Source organism: Marinifilum fragile (assembly GCF_963677365.1).
In the GTDB taxonomy this organism is placed as follows: domain Bacteria; phylum Bacteroidota; class Bacteroidia; order Bacteroidales; family Marinifilaceae; genus Marinifilum; species Marinifilum fragile.
The window spans coordinates 2,854,416-2,871,101 of sequence record NZ_OY781962.1 but is presented as its reverse complement, the minus strand read 5'-3'; the positions used below and the strand labels follow the sequence as shown (position 1 = coordinate 2,871,101).

Here is a 16,686-nt window from a genome sequence, read left to right as displayed (position 1 = left end):
ATTTTATTTCGAGGTATCTCAATAAATTAACGTCAAAACTGATGTAAAACACATATAGAATGAAAGGTTTAAAAATTGTTGTTCTTGCGAAGCAGGTTCCTGACACTAGAAATGTTGGGAAAGATGCTATGAAAGCGGATGGAACTGTGAACAGAGCGGCTTTGCCGGCAATCTTCAACCCTGAAGATTTGAATGCATTGGAACAAGCGTTACGTTTGAAAGATAAGTACGAAGGCACAGAAGTTACTCTTTTAACCATGGGACCAGGTAGAGCTGCGGAAATTATCCGTGAAGGTCTGTACCGCGGAGCCGACAATGGTATCCTTTTGTCTGACCGCGCATTTGCAGGTTCTGACACATTGGCTACTTCATACGCTTTATCATGTACCCTTAAGAAAATGGGTAAAATTGATATTATCATTGCTGGTCGTCAGGCAATTGATGGTGATACTGCACAGGTAGGACCACAGGTTGCTGAAAAACTAGGATTACCTCAAATCACTTATGCAGAAGACATTGTATCTGCAGAAAAAGGTAATATTGTTGTGAAGCGTCGTTTAGAGAGAGGTGTTGAAACTGTTGAAGGTCAAATGCCAATGGTTGTTACTGTTAATGCTTCAGCTCCTGAATGTCGTCCACGCAACGCTAAATTCGTTATGAAATACAAGCATGCAAGAGCGGTTTCTGAAATGCAAAATGCTGATGAAGATTATATCGCATTACACAACAATCGTCCATATCTAAATATTGGCGAATGGAGTGTAAACGATATCGATACCAATGCAGAAGAACTTGGATTATCAGGGTCTCCTACAAAGGTGAAAACGATCGAAAACGTAGTTTTCCAAGCTAAAGAAGCTAAGGTTCTTGAACCAACCGATGCTGATATGGGTGAGTTAATGAAAGAATTAATTGCTAATCACACTATTGGGTAGAGGCGTAGCATGCTACATCTGTACAGGGGATGGAAAGCCTGTACAAACAAAGTGAAATTTAAAAAATTGAAACCGTGAATAACGTATTTGTATATTGCGAAATAGAAGAAGGTCAGGTTGCAGATGTGAGTCTTGAACTTCTTACAAAAGGTAGAAAGCTAGCTGACGATTTAAAGTGTGAGTTAGAAGCTATCGTAATCGGACATGAATTAAAAGGTGTGGAGAAGCAAATTATGCCTTATGGTGTTGATAAGGTTTGGGTTGCTGATGACAAACGCTTGTATCCATATACCACTCTTCCTCACTCTTCAATCTTGGTGAAATTATTTGATGAAGAAAAACCACAAATTGCTTTGATGGGTGCTACAAGCATCGGTCGTGATTTGGGACCTCGTGTTTCTTCAGCTCTTCACTCTGGTCTTACAGCTGACTGTACTAGTCTTGTAATTGGCGATCACGAAGACAAGAAAAACAAGAAAGAATACAAAGATTTGTTGTATCAAATTCGCCCTGCATTTGGTGGTAATATTGTTGCTACCATTATCAACCCTGATTGTCGTCCACAGATGGCAACTGTTCGCGAGGGTGTAATGAAGAAAGAAATTCTTTCTGATGCATACAAAGGAAAAGTTAAGAATATCGATGTAGAAAAATATGTGAAGCCAGAAGACTTTGTGGTTAAGGTAATCGAGCGTCACATGGAGAAGTCAAAAGTTAACATCAAAAACGCTGGTATTATTGTAGCTGGTGGTTATGGTGTTGGTTCTAAAGAGAACTTCAACATGTTAACTGAATTGGCAGAAGTAATTGGTGGTGAAGTAGGTGCTTCACGTGCTGCTGTTGATGCTGGTTTTGCTTCTCACGAACGTCAAATTGGTCAAACTGGTGTTACTGTACGTCCTAAGTTGTATATCGCTTGCGGTATCTCAGGTCAGATTCAGCACACTGCAGGTATGGAAGAATCAGCAATGGTAATTGCGATCAATACCGATAAAAATGCACCAATTAACGCTTTCGCGGATTACGTAATTACAGGTGATGTTGCGACTGTAATTCCAAAAATGATTAAGCAGTACAAGGAAAATACCAAGTAATTGTTACTCGCTTAAATTATTAACATCAAAAGAAGAAAAGAGAAATGGCTAATTTCTATAGAGATAATGAGGATATGAAGTTCCACCTGGAGCATCCTCTAATGAAAAAAATTGTTGCACTTAAAGAGCGCAACTTCGAAGATAAAGACAAGTATGATTATGCTCCTCTTGATTTTGAGGATGCAATGGATTCTTACGATCGCACATTGGAGATTGTAGGTGAAATTTGTGGTGATATCATCGCACCAAATGCTGAAGGTGTTGACCAGGAAGGTCCACAGGTTGTAAACGACCGTGTAATCTATGCAAAAGGTACTGCTGAAAACCACGAAGCTTTAACAAAAGCTGGTTTAATTGGTATGTCTCTTCCACGTGAGTACGATGGATTGAATTTCCCAATTGTACCTTACGTAATGGCTGCTGAATTGGTATCTCGTGCTGATGGTGGTTTTGCAAACATTTGGGGTCTTCAGGATTGTGCTGAAACCATTCACGAATTTGCTTCAAAAGAGCAAAAAGCTGAATACCTTCCACGTTTTGCTAAAGGTGCTACTGCTGCAATGGACTTGACTGAGCCGGATGCTGGTTCTGACCTTCAGGCTGTACAGTTGAAGGCTACTTATAATGCATCAGAAGATCAGTGGTATTTAAACGGAGTGAAGCGTTTTATTACCAACGGTGATGGTGATGTTTCATTAGTATTGGCTCGTTCTGAAGAAGGAACTTCAGATGGTCGTGGTCTTTCTATGTTTATTTACGACAAGAAACACATGGCTGTTAAAGTGCGTCGTATCGAGCACAAGATGGGTATTATCGGTTCTCCTACTTGTGAGTTGGTATTTACCAATGCTCCTGCAGAATTGGTTGGTTCTCGTAAAATGGGATTGATCAAATACGTAATGTCTCTAATGAACGGTGCTCGTTTAGGTGTAGGTGCTCAGTCAGTAGGTATTGCTGAAGCTGCTTACCGTGAAGGTTTGGCTTACGCTAAAGAACGCCGTCAGTTTGGTAAAGCAATTATTGAATTCCCTGCGGTTTACGAAATGCTTACTAACATGGAAGCCAAATTAAATGCTTCTCGTTCTGTTCTATACGAAACATCTCGTTTTGTTGATGTTTACAAAGCATACTTCCACATTTCTCAAGAAAGATCTTTAGATAAAGATGAGAAAATGGATATGAAGAAATATCAGAAATTAGCTGATGTATTCACTCCATTATTAAAGTTGTTCGCTTCTGAATTCTGTAACGAAATTGCTTACGATTCATTGCAGATTCACGCTGGCTCGGGTTATATGAAAGATTACCCAATCGAGCGTTTGGTTCGTGATGCACGTATTACAAATATTTACGAAGGAACTACTCAATTACAGGTAGTTGCTGCAATTCGTGGGGTAACCACAGGTGCATATCTTGGACAGATTAAGGAGTACGAAGCATCTGAATTGAATCCTCAGTACGAATACCTAAGAACTACTTTGAAAGGTATGACTGCTAGATATGAAGAAGCTGTGGCAAAAGTAAATGAAATTAACGCTACTGCAGATCACAACGATTTCCTTGATTTCCATGCTCGTCGTTTGGTTGAAATGGCTGGTTACATTATCATGGGATACTTGTTGTTGACTGATACTACAAGAAATGACAAATACCATGCATCTTGTGAAGTATTCGTTAAAATGGGAAAAGCAAAAGTTGCTTCTTACCTTGAATACATCAAATCTTCAGAATTGAAAGATCTAGGTATTTTCAAAAAATAATAAAGTTTAAGACTTAATGTGAAGAGGTTTCCTTATTGGGAACCTCTTTTTTTATACCATTTAAATCTCAAAGTGTGTAAGCGAAACTGTGAAATATTAAATTGAAATGCCGATATATAATTAATTAGGCAATTGGAGTAATATGAACAAATGTCGCATATTAATTAATAATCGGTATTATTCTCTTTCCCGAAAACAATGGGTTTTAGCTAATGTTAATTCATCGTTAACTTGAATTAACGATTCCTTAAAATATTTTTTCCTGCTATTTTTCTGAAAGGAATTAGTTTTGTCCGCAGTTATTAAGAAAATATGTCGACTTAATTGCATTAAGATTACATACTACTAAAACAAACCAAATGAAAGGAAAGAAATTATTTGTTAGTGCTTTGGCACTATTTTTAGGATTTGCTGCTGTAGCACAAGACAAATCAGAGTTTACTCCATCGGGTAAAGTAAATGGAAAGGTATTTTTTAACTATCATTACGATATGTCTGATGGTACAGATCAGGAAAGTAGCTTTGAAATTAATAGAGCTTACTTTGGATACGATTATAACATTGCTAAAGGCTTAAAAGCTAGTATTACATTAGATGTAGGCAAGAACGAAGGAGGTAGCGATTATACTGCTTATTTGAAAAAAGCACAATTGGAGTGGAAAGCTTCATCGGCTGTTAAGGTTTCTTTGGGTATGATTGGAACTGTACAATTCAAAGAACAAGAAAAATTTTGGGGATACCGTTATATCATGAAATCGTTTAACGACCAGTATGGTTTCGGTTCAAGTGCTGATTTAGGTATCAATGCTAACTTTAAATTAAGCGATGGTTTTTCTGCAAATGCTTTTGTGATCAATGGTGAAGGTTATAAAAAAGTACAAGACGAAGATGGCAAGCAAAAGGTTGGAGCAAGTTTAATCTACGAGAAAAAAGGATTTATTGCTAAAGTATACGCTGATGCCAATTCAGCAAAAGTTGTTGATGAAGGAGGAAATGAAGATGATGTAACTGTATCAGCTTTAGCGTTCTTTGCAGGATATAAATTCTCAGATAAATTCAAATTGGCAGCTGAATACAATATGTTGACCAATGGTACAAAGTACTCGAAAGTTGCTGAAGATCATGATATGGAAGGTTTATCAGTTTACTCTACTTATGCATTCGACAAAAAATGGGAAGTATTTGGAAGATACGATTACTTAACATCAAATACTTTGGAAGGCGAAACTGAAAAATGGAATGCTAAGAATGGTAGTGCTATTACTGCAGGTGTTCAGTATGCTCCAGTAAAAAATGTAAAGATGGCTTTCAATTACCAAGGTTATAACTTTAAGCAAGAGGGTATCGATAACAACTCATTATTATATGTAAATCTTGAGTTTAAGTTTTAAGAATTTTGATATGATCATAATTGATGGACAGGCCTTAGCCTGTCCATTTTTTTTTATTTGTATTTTTGCAGGCTAAAAATATACTACCATTTAAATGGTAATCGGTATAATTTATTCTTAATCTAACATTACAATTTGTTACATTGTGAACTACAAATAAATAACCCTAAACAACCAACAATGAAAAAGTACTACCTAATTACTTTCTGTTTATTTCTGGCAGGAAGTTTATTCGCACAAAATTCTAATGACTTAAAAGTAAGTGTAAGCAATGGGTCAATAAAAATGGCAACTGATGATGGGCAGTTTTCATTTGGTGTAGGTGGTCGTGTTTACATGGATGCCGCAGCTTATTTTGATGATAAAACTGATTTAGGATCTGGATCGGAAGTAAGAGATATTCGTTTATTGTTGAAGGCTGATCTTTGGAAAAAATGGAATGCAAAAATTAATATTGGTTTTGCCGACGGAGAGGTTTCGCTTAAAGATGTTTGGTTGATGTATAAAATCAACAAAAACAGTTTTGTGCGAGCAGGACATTTTTTGGAACCATTTGGGATTGAGCAAACCGAAAGTTCGAAAACAACCAAGTTTATGCATGCAGCAAGTACGATTGAAGCTTTCCGTCCAGGAAGAAATTTAGGATTCTCTTATGCAACCTGGAGTAAAAAGATATTCTTGGAAACCGGATTGTTTGGTAGCGATACCAATAACAAAACTGAAGGTGATGAAGGATATGGTTTAACCTCTCGATTTGTATTTGCCCCTATTCAAACAGATGGTGGATTGTTTCATATTGGTATGTCTGGAATTTACAGAACTGCCGATGCAACTGGATTCAATGAGTTAGGTGAAGAAAATCCCAAATCGATTCGTTATCGTTCAAGAGCTGCTACACATATTGAGAAGCGCCGATTTATTGATGCAAAAGTTTCTAATGCAGAAAGTCAGTGTAAACTAGGAGTTGAAATGATTGCAGCTTCAGGTCCTATTTCCATTCAAGGAGAATATATTTCTGCTAAGGTGAATCGCAAGTCGACCTTCGAAGATTATTCTGCGAAAGGTTTCTATACACAAGTTGGATGGCTTGTAAAAGGAGGAAACTATAAATACAAAATGAAATCTGCTCGTTTGGCTAAACCAGGCCCGGGTTCGGTTGAACTTTTGGCGCGTTACAACCAAACCGATTTAAACGATAGGGATGCTTTGATTATGGGAGGTAAGCAAAAGGACATTACTGTTGGTGGTACCTGGTATGTGAATCACAATGTATTGGTAAAATTCCACTTTACAAATGTTGATTTGGATGAGAATGCCTTAAACGGAGAAGAAAACTTTAACATGATTCAAACTCGTTTACAGTTTTCATTCTAAGGATATAATGCTGTCTTAAATAGACAGCATTTTTTGTTGGATTCATTGGGGCTCAAAGTCCCTATTTAAATGGAACTATTAACTAAAAAAATCATAAAACACGATTGCAATGTTTAAACAAGGTTGTTTGAAGAGTAAAACATTTTTTTATGTAAAATTACACCTGATTTCAGCTTTGCAATCGTGTTTTCCTGTTTTTCACATATGATTTATGCTCTCGCAGGCTTGTTTAAGTTTACAACAGGCCTTTTTTAGCAATCGAAGCCTTGTTTTCTTAACAAATCAATCCTGATTTGTCCATTTTAATTGTGTTTCCCTTCAGACAAGTGCTGATTTGGAACTTTAAGTTGTGTTGAGGCTTTCAAAAGGTCTTTTCCGATAAAAAATACGATTTTGTAAAATCCATAACATCTCGCCGATGTTTTCAAATTGCTCCGAATACTTTCCAAACGTCCCCATTTCTGCGATATCAACAAAAATAACCTCGAAATCGGAGCTCAGTGGTTCTGCATTGGAGTTAATGCAATTCGATAATATCTGTATATTTGCTACATGGATAAATCGCAAGCCGAACAAGAAAAAGAATTTATTAAAAGGATTTTTATTGATGAAATAGGACGACTTCAGAAGGAAGGATTCTATTTCTTTTCGTTTATCGTTATGGGACAAGCTATTGAGGCGCTGGGATGCTTTATGGATAACAAACCATTAAAAGCTCGTGCCCAATCATCAAAACGATTCTCAAAATCATTAAATATCCTTATGGGGAATGATTATAGAGCCGTAAATAAAGATCATTGGTTGTACGATAAGTTAAGAAACCAGCTAACACATTCCTTTGTGCCAAGTAAATCTTTACTGCTTTGTTCAAGAGCCAATCAACCAGAAGAAGCAGATCATCTCGATTTTTTAGATGACAGACTGGTATTGGTGGCCGAGGATATGTATGAAGATTTGGTAAAAGGTTGCCACAAATTGTTTGGAATGATTGACAAGGGAAAAGTTCCTTTGAAGAAGATCGCTGCATCACCCGAGGAATTGGGCATAAAATAAAGCTATGAGTAAGATTAATAAAGTTGTAATTCTGGGAGCAGGAAATTTGGCTACACAATTGGCCATTGCATTACATGAAGCGGGAGTAAAAATCCTTCAGGTATATAGCAGAACCATGCAGTCGGCTTCTGTTTTGGCAGAGAAAGTGAGTTCTACTTCGCTAACAGAAGTGAAGAATCTGGCTGTAGATGCAGATTTGTACATTTTTGCCTTAAGCGATAAAGCTTTGCAGCCTGTATTAGATCAGTTATCAATTCCAATTGGCAATGTAGTTCATACCGCAGGAAGTATTCCTATGGATGTGTTTGATAATTATGCGGAATGTTACGGAGTTTTTTATCCACTACAAACCTTCTCTAAAGATCGAAAGGTTGATTTTTCAAATATTCCCATTTGCATTGAATCCAATAATTTGGGTTTACAAGAGGACTTGATGGAGTTGGCAGAAAGAATCTCAAATAATATTCATCTTATCGATTCTGAGCAAAGAAAACAATTGCATTTGTCGGCGGTATTTACCTGTAACTTTGCCAATCACATGTACAGCATAGGGCAAAAGTTGTTGGCAGAGAAGGATGTAGATTTTGATTTGTTGAAACCACTCATCAAGGAAACTGCTGAAAAGGTGCAGGAACTAGATCCTTTATCTGCACAAACCGGACCTGCCATCCGGTTCGACAAAGAAATCATAGCAAAACATGAGAATGAGTTAAAAGATTTACCTGATTTTCAAAAATTATATAGATTTGTCAGTGAAAGCATTTTTAAGATGCATTCAGAGAAGAAATAGAACAATTTACACACATAAAATATGGCTTTTTTTAAGGAAGATTTAATGAAAGTTAAGGCTTTCATTTTTGATGTTGATGGAGTACTTTCAACCGAATCGATTGTGATTGACTCCAATGGTGAAATGTTGCGTACTGCCAATACTAAGGATGGTTATGCTATTCAGTATGCAATTAAGAAAGGCTATCCTGTAGCTATTATTACCGGTGGTTTTTCTGATGCGGTTGAAAAGCGTTACCGCGGTTTGGGGATGACCGACATTTACATGGCTTCGAAGAATAAAATTAAAGATTTTGAAGATTTTATTGCCAAACACAATTTAGATCCAGATCACATCATGTATATGGGTGATGATTTGCCTGATTTTGAGGTGATGAAGAGAATTGGGGTTCCTACTTGTCCTGCAAATGCAGTTGAACAAATTAAAGCCATTTCAAATTACATATCAGATAAAGATGGAGGATGCGGATGTGTGCGTGATGTAATTGAGCAGGTGTTAAGAGCACACTCAAAGTGGTACGAATCTGATACAAACATACAAAGCATCTAATACAATTAAGAATTAGTAATTATCAATGAATAATACCTTGAGTATAATAATGGATAGTTACAAATGAGATATGGATTCGGTAAAAAGCTAAAATCATGAGTAATTTTTTGAAACTAATTCGTTTTCCAAACCTACTAATTATAGCATTGGTTCAGTATGTAATGCGGTATTTTATTATAGAACCAATCTTGGGGATTAATAGTATTAAGCTACAGTTTTCCGATGTTGAATTTGCCATGCTGGTTTTGGCCACAGTTTGTATGGCTGCTGCTGGCTATATTATTAACGATTATTTTGATACAAAGGCTGATCGTTTTAACAAAAAGGATGTAATTGTAGGAAGAAAAATTACCAGAAGAATTGCTTTGGTAATGCATCAGGTATTAACTGGTATTTCAATTTTGCTTGGCGGATATGTATCCTATAGTGTAGGACATTGGCAGTTTGTTTTCATTTTTTTTATGGCTGGAGGCTTGCTTTGGTTTTATTCAACCTCTTACAAGTACTATTTTCTCTTGGGAAGTTTACTTATGGCAATGGTTGCAGCAGCAGTTCCATTATTGGTGGTTATTTATGAAATACCGCCTTTGAATAAAACTTATGCAGATGTTTTACTGGCCTCAAAAACAAATTTCAATTATTTACTGTATTGGGTTGGAGCATTCTCGTTTTTTGCATTTTTTGGAGTGCTGATCGGTCAATTTATCCGGGATATGCTTTCTTTAAAAGGAGATAAAGAAATTCAAAGACAAAGCTTACCAGTTGTTATTGGTTTGAAATGGGCAAAAGTGATTATTGTAGTATTGATATTATTTTTATCTGCATCAGTTTTTGGGGTTTGGTATCAATTCTTAAATGCGCCTATGGATAAAATTACGCCTTGGTATTTTACCATACTTATTATTCTGCCATTGATTTTATTAGCATATCAAGTAGTTAAATTTAAAGAAGGTGACCTATTTAAACTGGGCAAATTTTTACTTCGATTCGCTTTTTTGGCAGGAATATCTTATGCCTTTGTTGTCAATTATATTGTCGAAAAATTATAAAGATTAGTTATGAAAGTAATTCATAATTGATCATTTATAACTCATAATTAATAGAACCATGTTGAATAATCTTAAAGATTATCATTTAATATTAGCTTCTCAATCTCCACGTAGACATCAAATGTTGAAAGAATTGGGATTAGAATTTGAAATTAGAACCAAGGAGGTTGATGAGGTTTATCCTGAAGGATTGTCACCGGAAGAAATACCTGTTTACTTGGCGGAATTGAAAGCTTCTGCATTTGAATCTAATTTTACAAATAATGAATTGGTAATTACTGCGGATACCATTGTTTGTATTGATGATTGGATTCTTGGAAAACCTAAAGATAGAGAAGATGCATTTAAGATGTTAAGTGAACTATCTGGTAGATCGCATCAGGTAATTAGTGGAGTTTGCTTAAAAAGTAAAGGTAAAAAAGTAAGTTTTGCCACTACCACCAATGTTCATTTTAAGGAGTTGTCAAAACAAGAAATAGATTATTACATCGATAATTATAAGCCTTTCGATAAAGCTGGAGCATATGGCATTCAGGAATGGATTGGATTTATTGGCATTGATGGGATTGAAGGATCATACTTTAATGTTGTAGGTTTGCCAATTCAAAGATTATATGCAGAGTTAACAAGATTTTAAACAACTATACTAAAACATAGACCATTATGAGAAAGATTAGCTTGCTTCTTTTATCAGCATTATTGCTAATAGGAAGCACTGTGAAAGCGGACGAGGGAATGTGGATTCCAATGCTTTTAAAGAAGTACAATATTGAAGACATGCAGAAAGCTGGTTTCAAGTTAACTGCAGAGGATATTTACGACATTAACCAGGCATGTTTAAAAGATGCTGTGGTTGGACTTGGGAGAGAGGGAAGACCATTCCATCACTTTTGTACCGGGGAATTGGTTTCAGACCAAGGCTTGATGATTACGAATCACCATTGTGGATATGGTGCAATCCAATCACATTCAACCCTTGAGCATGATTACTTAAAAGATGGTTTCTGGGCCATGAGTCGTGAAGAGGAATTGGCAAATGAAGGAATTACAGCTTCATTTTTAATTCGTATGGCTGATGTTACAGTAAAGGTATTGGATGGTGTAACTAATGACATGAAGGAATCTGATCGTCAGAAGTTGATTAAGAAAAACACTAAAGCTATTGTAGAGGAGGCGGAAAAAGATACTAACTACAGAGCAAGTGTGAAGGCTTATTTCAACGGTAATCAGTACTTCATGGCTGTATACGAAATCTTTAAGGATGTGCGTTTGGTAGGAGCTCCTCCTTCAGCCATTGGTAAGTTTGGTGGTGATACAGACAACTGGATGTGGCCACGTCATACTGGTGACTTTTCAATGTTCAGAATCTATGCAGGAAAAGACAATAAGCCTGCTTCGTATTCAAAAGATAATGTGCCTTTAAAGCCTAAACAGTCATTCAAAATCTCATTAAAAGGAGTAAATCAGGATGATTTTACCATGGTTTTTGGATACCCTGGAACAACAACAGAATACCTGACATCTTATGCTTTAAAAATGATGACAGAGGTTGATAATCCTCATAAAATCAAAATCAGAACCAAGAAGTTGGATTTGATGCGTGCAGATATGGATGCTTCGCCAATGGTTAGAATTCAATATTCGGCTAAATATGCTGGTGTTGCTAACTCTTGGAAAAGATGGCAAGGTGAAATTAAAGGATTGAATCGATTGAATGCAATTGAGAAGAAAGAGGCTCTTGAGAAGAAATTTGAAGAGTGGGCAAACTCTACTCCTGAATTGAAGAAGAAATATGCTGGTATTCTGGCTAAAATGAAAGCATATTACAACCAGGTAACTCCACTTAGCTTAGCTCGAGATTATGCAATGGAAGCTGGATTTAGAGGAGCTGAAACTGTAGATTTGGCTGGTAAATTCAAAACTCTATCAACTCTTAAGAAAGAGGATTCAGAAAAGATTCAACCTGAATTATACAAATTAAAGGAAGAAAGTGCAAAATTCTTTAAGAATTTCAACCTGCCAACAGAGAAAAAATTACTGGCAGCTACTTTAAAAATGTATAGTGAAAATTTATCTGATGAATTTTTACCTGAGGAGATAAAGAATATCAAGCAAAAATACAAAGGTGATTTTGAGGCGTTTGCAGAAAAAGCATTTGCAAAATCGATATTTGCCAGTCAAGCTAAATTAGATCAGTTCATTGATAATTATAAAGTTTCTCAAGCTAAAAAATTAAGCAAGGATCCTTTGTTTGTATTATCAAGTGACATCTCCTTTTTCTATGGCTCTAAAATAGCTCCTGATTACAATAAAATCATGGATCAGATTGATAAGCTACAACGTACATATATGGCAGGTTTAATGGAAATGCAACCAGAAAAGGTATTTTATCCTGATGCAAATTCAACTTTCCGAGTTCATTATGGTAAAGTGTCTGGTTATAAACCAAGAAATGCTGTAAGCTATGCTCATTACACAACACTGGATGGAATCATAGAAAAAGATAATCCTGAAATTTTCGATTACGATGTACCTCAAAAATTAAGAGATCTTTATGACTCAAAAGATTTTGGTGATTATGCAAATGCCAAAGGTGAAATGCCAGTTTGTTTTGCAGCTACCAATCATACTACTGGAGGTAATTCAGGTAGTCCGGTTTTGAATGCAAATGGAGAGTTAATTGGGTTGAATTTCGACCGTGCCTGGGAAGGTGTGATGTCTGATTTGATGTATGATCCTGAAATTTGTAGAAATGTATCTCTTGATATCAGATATGTTCTTTTTATTGTAGATAAGTTTGCTGGAGCAGGTTATTTACTTGATGAAATGAATATTGTAAGATAAGGTCATTTTTATATATTAACAAAAAAGGAATTACCGATTGGGTAATTCCTTTTTTTGTTTGATAATTAAACAGACATGAAAAGAAAACTAAAGTTGATGTTGTTTGTCTGTTTGTAATAATTACCCTAAAGTTAATATTCTATTTTAGAAATTACTAATCTTCTTTAGAGATTATGGGTTTACAGGTTCAATCTGTTTTTTCTAACTAATTGCACGGTAGGTAATAATCCTTTAATGGATTAATAAAAAGAATTGGGTTTTTATTATTACGCAAATGTTTTTTAATCTCAGCAGGACCAAAATATTTGTTTAATAATCCATTATTTTTTTGAGATAACAGAACAATTAAATCAGAGTGGAATTGTTCAGAAAACGAATAGGCATCTTGTTTCAACCAGTTACTACTTCTCTCTGATTTTACAATTTTATAATCAAAATTGAATTGCTCATACATTCTCTTGGTAAAAATTAGTGTAGCCTTAATTTTTCTTTGAGCTGATTCAGTTTTGTGGTTGGCAACAAATAAATGAATTACTGCCTGATTAAAGCGTCCAAAATAGCTTGCCCATATCATTTTTTCTTTTGTTTCTCTTTTGAAATCAACAGGCACAGTAATATTTTGGTAATTACACTTTTCCTCGCTTTTTTCTCCTAGCAAAATGCTTGGGATTTTGGCCTTGTATAAATAAGTGAAAACCTCATTCTGTTTAATCGCAGAAAGTTTACCTTTTGCAAATTCCGTAACAATAAAAATGGCTTCAAGTTGCTGAATAGTATTATTGGGTTCAATCGCCAGGTTTCCCAATGATATTTCCTTGTAAGCTATGTTTTCCGTATTCAGCTCATCAATTAAACTTATTGGCAATTTATTATTGGAAGCGTTTTTTGAAATTTGGGCAAATGCTACCTCTGTTTTAAATATAGATGCTAGCTTAAATGCATGCACTATTGCCTTTCTCATATAATTTTGATCTTGAATAAAGACCAGTATATGTTGTGTTTTTCTCCCCATTAATTAAAGAAATAATTTGCTAAATGAGCAAAGTGTATCCAGCTATAAGGCGAATATACTTAAAAAAAATCTCCTACCTAATAATAACAAACTTATAGTTTAATCTTAATTTTTAAATAGATTCTGAGAACTAAGGCTTAAAAACAAGATCGTATTTTTATTTAGAATTGATAGTTTATGGGGTATTATTTAGACTAATTATGTATTTGATTAAAATAAATCTATTCCTTTAAATATCATTTATTAATATACCTCAAATTCTTATCTTAGTGCCGTTAAGAAAGACTGAAAAGATAAACATAACTTAATACTGCGATAATGGTGAAAGTAGCAGATGTGGTTGATAAACTTAATGCGCGTGTTATTTGTGGAAGCAGTAATATGGATCACGAAATTCAATTTGGATTTGCTTCGGATTTAATGAGTGATGTACTAACAATAGATACAGAAAATCTTCTTTTAATAACAGGTTTAAATAATCTGCAGACCATTCGTACATCGGAAATGTCTGATATATCTTTCATTTTGTTTGTAAGAGATAAGAAGGCAACAGAGGAAATGAAACAGTTGGCATGTGAGAATGAAATGACTTTACTTGAATGTGGTCATTCAATGTTCAGTGCTTGTTCAATTTTAAACGAGATAGGTTTACAGCCTGTGTATTAATAGACGAGAATGGAATTTAAGTTTGCAATAGAAGGCGGTAATTTTTCTAAAGCAGGATCAGCTTCAAGCGAAGTGAAAAAAATCCTTAAACAGCTAAATGTAAATCCTAAAATTATAAAAAGAACAGTTGTTTCATTATATGAGGCAGAAGTTAATGTTGTGGCTCATGCTTTTGAAGGCTGCATGAATGTGGATATTGATACTGACAAAATTATCGTAAAGATTGAAGATAAAGGTCCTGGAATTCCTGATATTGATCAGGCCATGCAAGAAGGATATTCTACAGCTACACCACAGGTAAGAGAAATGGGGTTTGGTGCTGGAATGGGATTGCCAAACATCAAGCGAAATTCTGATAAAATGAACATTACTAGCAAGGTTGATGTAGGTACAGAAGTTGAAATCATAAATTATTTCGGATAGATGGAGCAAACTCATTTTTATCACGCATTAAAGGTAGTTGATGAAGTGTGTATTGGATGTACACACTGTATGAACGTATGCCCAACTGCCGCTATACGTGTTAAAAATGGTACTGCTGATATAAATAAAAATGCTTGCGTTGATTGTGGTGAATGCCTACAAGCATGCCCTGTTAATGCTATAATTGTCGAGCAAGATGATTTTACTCAAATCTTTAACTATAAACAAAGAGTAGCTCTTTTACCTACTGTTTTACTTGGACAATTTCCTGATGATGTTTCAGAGGTTCAAATCTATAATGAAATTAAAAATCTTGGATTTACTCATGTTTATGAGGTAGATGGCGCCGTAGATGTGTTAATTGATTCCACTAAAAAATTCATGCACAAGCATCACCAGGAGAGACCTTTTATTTCAAGTTTTTGCCCTGCCATAGTTCGTTTAATACAGGTTAAATTCCCAGCTTTAGTTGACAATATTATTCGCTTAAAGCCTGTAATTGATATTTCTGCTCAGTTTTATCGCAAGAAACTAGAAGATAAAGGCTATTCTAAGGAAGAAATAGGAATTTTTTATGTGACTCCTTGTGCGGCAAAAATTGCTGCCGTAAAAAGTCCTGTGGGAGAAGAAGAATCTTTAATAGATGGAGTTATTAATATGGACTTCATTTACAATAAGGTTTTGTTGAGTATTAAGAATAGTAATAAGGAAACTAAAAAATATCCGGAAAATATTCACATGTCTCGACGAAGCATTGGTTGGACGTTAACAACAGGGGAGGCATCCAGATACTCAGGAAGGTGTTTGGCTATTGATGAGATTCATAATGTAATTGAAGTTTTGGAAAAGTTAGAGAACGAAGAAATAACGGATGTCGACTTTTTGGAACTTCGAGCTTGTGATCACTCTTGTGCTGGTGGTGTACTGGCAACGGAGAATCGTTTTCTTGCGATTGAACGTTTGAGAAAACGTGCAGCTTGGTATCATAGAAACAAGCCAACGATATTGCCCGAAAGAGAGATTGACCTGTATAAGCCATATTTGCAGGAAAACATCTCAATCAATAAAGTGGAACCACGATCGATTTTAAGTTTAGATTCGGATATGATGGTTGCCATGAAGAAAATGAAGAAAATTAATCGCATTATGAAAGTTCTTCCCGGAATCGATTGTGGAGCTTGTGGAGCACCACGCTGTCAGGCTTTGGCAGAGGATGTGGTTCAGGGGAAGGCTAAAATGACACAATGTGTTTTTCTTCAAAAGATGTTAACCAAAGAAGGTTTGATATCTCCTCAAGAATCATTTGATATTTCAGAAGATACTTGGGGTAAAAGCAGGTTTGAAAAAAAGAATTTAAACGATCATTAGTATTATGATAGTACAAGATATAGTTGAAAAGTTAGGACTGAAAGTTTGTTCAGGAGCAAATGGATTGAATCGTGAAATTAAAGGAGGTTATACTTCGGATTTGTTAAGCGATGTTATGGGAAATGCAGATGAAAACCATGTTTGGGTAACATTGCAAACTCATAAAAATATCATGGCAATTGCCTCTTTAAAAGAATTAGCAGCTATTGTTTTGGTAAAAGGATATGAGCCTGAAGCAGATACTTTGGAACAAAGTAATGAGGAAGGAATTCCAATTCTTTCTTCAGAGGAGGAAGCTTTTGAACTGACTGGGAAATTATATGAAATCATAAATCAGGCAAAGTAGAATGAAACAAGCATGATTAAAATAATTATTAA

At 35.4% G+C, this 16,686-nt stretch carries 16 protein-coding genes; 15 read left to right on the top strand and 1 reads right to left on the bottom strand.

What is annotated here, in order from left to right; translation table 11 throughout:
• The first annotated feature begins 59 nt into the window (after positions 1–59).
• From ACKPCA_RS11405 to ACKPCA_RS11355, 11 genes are all read left to right on the top strand, one after another.
• A complete protein-coding gene (locus ACKPCA_RS11405) occupies positions 60–935 on the top strand; it encodes an electron transfer flavoprotein subunit beta/FixA family protein (RefSeq protein WP_321279228.1) in 876 nt (291 codons plus the stop codon).
• Positions 936–1,009: 74 nt separating this feature from the next.
• A complete protein-coding gene (locus ACKPCA_RS11400; RefSeq protein ID WP_321279227.1) occupies positions 1,010–2,029 on the top strand; it encodes an electron transfer flavoprotein subunit alpha/FixB family protein in 1,020 nt (339 codons plus the stop codon).
• Positions 2,030–2,073: 44 nt separating this feature from the next.
• Positions 2,074–3,789, top strand: a complete 1,716-nt coding sequence (locus tag ACKPCA_RS11395; protein WP_321279226.1) for an acyl-CoA dehydrogenase family protein — start codon at positions 2,074–2,076, stop codon at positions 3,787–3,789.
• 359 nt (positions 3,790–4,148) lie between these two features.
• Positions 4,149–5,180: a hypothetical protein gene (locus tag ACKPCA_RS11390; protein ID WP_321279225.1), complete on the top strand. Its 1,032-nt coding sequence runs from the start codon at positions 4,149–4,151 to the stop codon at positions 5,178–5,180.
• A 180-nt stretch (positions 5,181–5,360) separates the two neighbouring features.
• Positions 5,361–6,554, top strand: coding sequence for an OprO/OprP family phosphate-selective porin (locus tag ACKPCA_RS11385; protein ID WP_321279224.1), 1,194 nt, complete (start codon positions 5,361–5,363; stop codon positions 6,552–6,554).
• A 552-nt stretch (positions 6,555–7,106) separates the two neighbouring features.
• On the top strand, positions 7,107–7,607 hold the full coding sequence (locus ACKPCA_RS11380) for a hypothetical protein (RefSeq protein ID WP_054716202.1): 501 nt from the start codon (positions 7,107–7,109) through the stop codon (positions 7,605–7,607).
• A 4-nt stretch (positions 7,608–7,611) separates the two neighbouring features.
• Positions 7,612–8,397 (top strand): Rossmann-like and DUF2520 domain-containing protein, encoded by a 786-nt coding sequence (locus ACKPCA_RS11375; RefSeq protein ID WP_321279223.1) that lies wholly within the window; start codon positions 7,612–7,614, stop codon positions 8,395–8,397.
• 21 nt (positions 8,398–8,418) lie between these two features.
• Complete coding sequence (locus ACKPCA_RS11370; protein WP_054716208.1) at positions 8,419–8,946, top strand: KdsC family phosphatase; 528 nt, start codon at positions 8,419–8,421, stop codon at positions 8,944–8,946.
• Between the two features lie 95 nt (positions 8,947–9,041).
• Positions 9,042–9,995 carry a UbiA family prenyltransferase gene (locus ACKPCA_RS11365; protein WP_054716211.1) on the top strand — a complete coding sequence of 318 codons (954 nt, stop codon included), beginning with the start codon at positions 9,042–9,044 and terminating at the stop codon, positions 9,993–9,995.
• Positions 9,996–10,053: 58 nt separating this feature from the next.
• A complete protein-coding gene (locus ACKPCA_RS11360; protein WP_321279222.1) occupies positions 10,054–10,632 on the top strand; it encodes a Maf-like protein in 579 nt (192 codons plus the stop codon).
• A gap of 26 nt (positions 10,633–10,658) precedes the next feature.
• Positions 10,659–12,839: a S46 family peptidase gene (locus ACKPCA_RS11355; protein WP_321279221.1), complete on the top strand. Its 2,181-nt coding sequence runs from the start codon at positions 10,659–10,661 to the stop codon at positions 12,837–12,839.
• A 205-nt stretch (positions 12,840–13,044) separates the two neighbouring features.
• On the opposite strand, the gene ACKPCA_RS11350 is transcribed toward ACKPCA_RS11355, so the two are convergent.
• Positions 13,045–13,800: a hypothetical protein gene (locus ACKPCA_RS11350; RefSeq protein WP_321279220.1), complete on the bottom strand. Its 756-nt coding sequence runs from the start codon at positions 13,798–13,800 to the stop codon at positions 13,045–13,047.
• A gap of 369 nt (positions 13,801–14,169) precedes the next feature.
• Here ACKPCA_RS11350 and ACKPCA_RS11345 point away from each other — a divergent pair, with 369 nt between their 5' ends.
• Genes ACKPCA_RS11345 through ACKPCA_RS11330 form a run of 4 tightly spaced genes read left to right on the top strand, consistent with a single transcriptional unit; the run spans position 14,170 to position 16,654 of the window.
• The gene (locus tag ACKPCA_RS11345) at positions 14,170–14,517 is read left to right on the top strand and encodes a hypothetical protein (RefSeq protein WP_321279219.1); all 348 of its coding nucleotides are present in this window, start codon (positions 14,170–14,172) and stop codon (positions 14,515–14,517) included.
• Positions 14,518–14,526: 9 nt separating this feature from the next.
• Entirely contained in the window at positions 14,527–14,940 is a 414-nt protein-coding gene (locus ACKPCA_RS11340) for an ATP-binding protein (protein WP_321279218.1), read from the top strand.
• Positions 14,941–16,308: a [Fe-Fe] hydrogenase large subunit C-terminal domain-containing protein gene (locus ACKPCA_RS11335; RefSeq protein ID WP_321279217.1), complete on the top strand. Its 1,368-nt coding sequence runs from the start codon at positions 14,941–14,943 to the stop codon at positions 16,306–16,308.
• Positions 16,309–16,312: 4 nt separating this feature from the next.
• Positions 16,313–16,654 carry a DRTGG domain-containing protein gene (locus ACKPCA_RS11330; RefSeq protein WP_321279216.1) on the top strand — a complete coding sequence of 114 codons (342 nt, stop codon included), beginning with the start codon at positions 16,313–16,315 and terminating at the stop codon, positions 16,652–16,654.
• Positions 16,655–16,686: the final 32 nt, after the last annotated feature.

Excerpts from the sequence above, each read along its gene's own strand:
- ACKPCA_RS11405 (WP_321279228.1), top strand. The coding sequence starts at position 60 with ATGAAAGGTTTAAAAATTGTTGTTCTTGCGAAGCAGGTTCCTGACACT.
- ACKPCA_RS11395 (WP_321279226.1), top strand. The coding sequence starts at position 2,074 with ATGGCTAATTTCTATAGAGATAATGAGGATATGAAGTTCCACCTGGAG.
- ACKPCA_RS11390 (WP_321279225.1), top strand. The coding sequence starts at position 4,149 with ATGAAAGGAAAGAAATTATTTGTTAGTGCTTTGGCACTATTTTTAGGA.
- ACKPCA_RS11385 (WP_321279224.1), top strand. The coding sequence starts at position 5,361 with ATGAAAAAGTACTACCTAATTACTTTCTGTTTATTTCTGGCAGGAAGT.
- ACKPCA_RS11380 (WP_054716202.1), top strand. The coding sequence starts at position 7,107 with ATGGATAAATCGCAAGCCGAACAAGAAAAAGAATTTATTAAAAGGATT.
- ACKPCA_RS11375 (WP_321279223.1), top strand. The coding sequence starts at position 7,612 with ATGAGTAAGATTAATAAAGTTGTAATTCTGGGAGCAGGAAATTTGGCT.
- ACKPCA_RS11370 (WP_054716208.1), top strand. The coding sequence starts at position 8,419 with ATGGCTTTTTTTAAGGAAGATTTAATGAAAGTTAAGGCTTTCATTTTT.
- ACKPCA_RS11365 (WP_054716211.1), top strand. The coding sequence starts at position 9,042 with ATGAGTAATTTTTTGAAACTAATTCGTTTTCCAAACCTACTAATTATA.
- ACKPCA_RS11360 (WP_321279222.1), top strand. The coding sequence starts at position 10,054 with ATGTTGAATAATCTTAAAGATTATCATTTAATATTAGCTTCTCAATCT.
- ACKPCA_RS11355 (WP_321279221.1), top strand. The coding sequence starts at position 10,659 with ATGAGAAAGATTAGCTTGCTTCTTTTATCAGCATTATTGCTAATAGGA.
- ACKPCA_RS11350 (WP_321279220.1), bottom strand. The coding sequence starts at position 13,800 with ATGAGAAAGGCAATAGTGCATGCATTTAAGCTAGCATCTATATTTAAA.
- ACKPCA_RS11345 (WP_321279219.1), top strand. The coding sequence starts at position 14,170 with ATGGTGAAAGTAGCAGATGTGGTTGATAAACTTAATGCGCGTGTTATT.
- ACKPCA_RS11340 (WP_321279218.1), top strand. The coding sequence starts at position 14,527 with ATGGAATTTAAGTTTGCAATAGAAGGCGGTAATTTTTCTAAAGCAGGA.
- ACKPCA_RS11335 (WP_321279217.1), top strand. The coding sequence starts at position 14,941 with ATGGAGCAAACTCATTTTTATCACGCATTAAAGGTAGTTGATGAAGTG.
- ACKPCA_RS11330 (WP_321279216.1), top strand. The coding sequence starts at position 16,313 with ATGATAGTACAAGATATAGTTGAAAAGTTAGGACTGAAAGTTTGTTCA.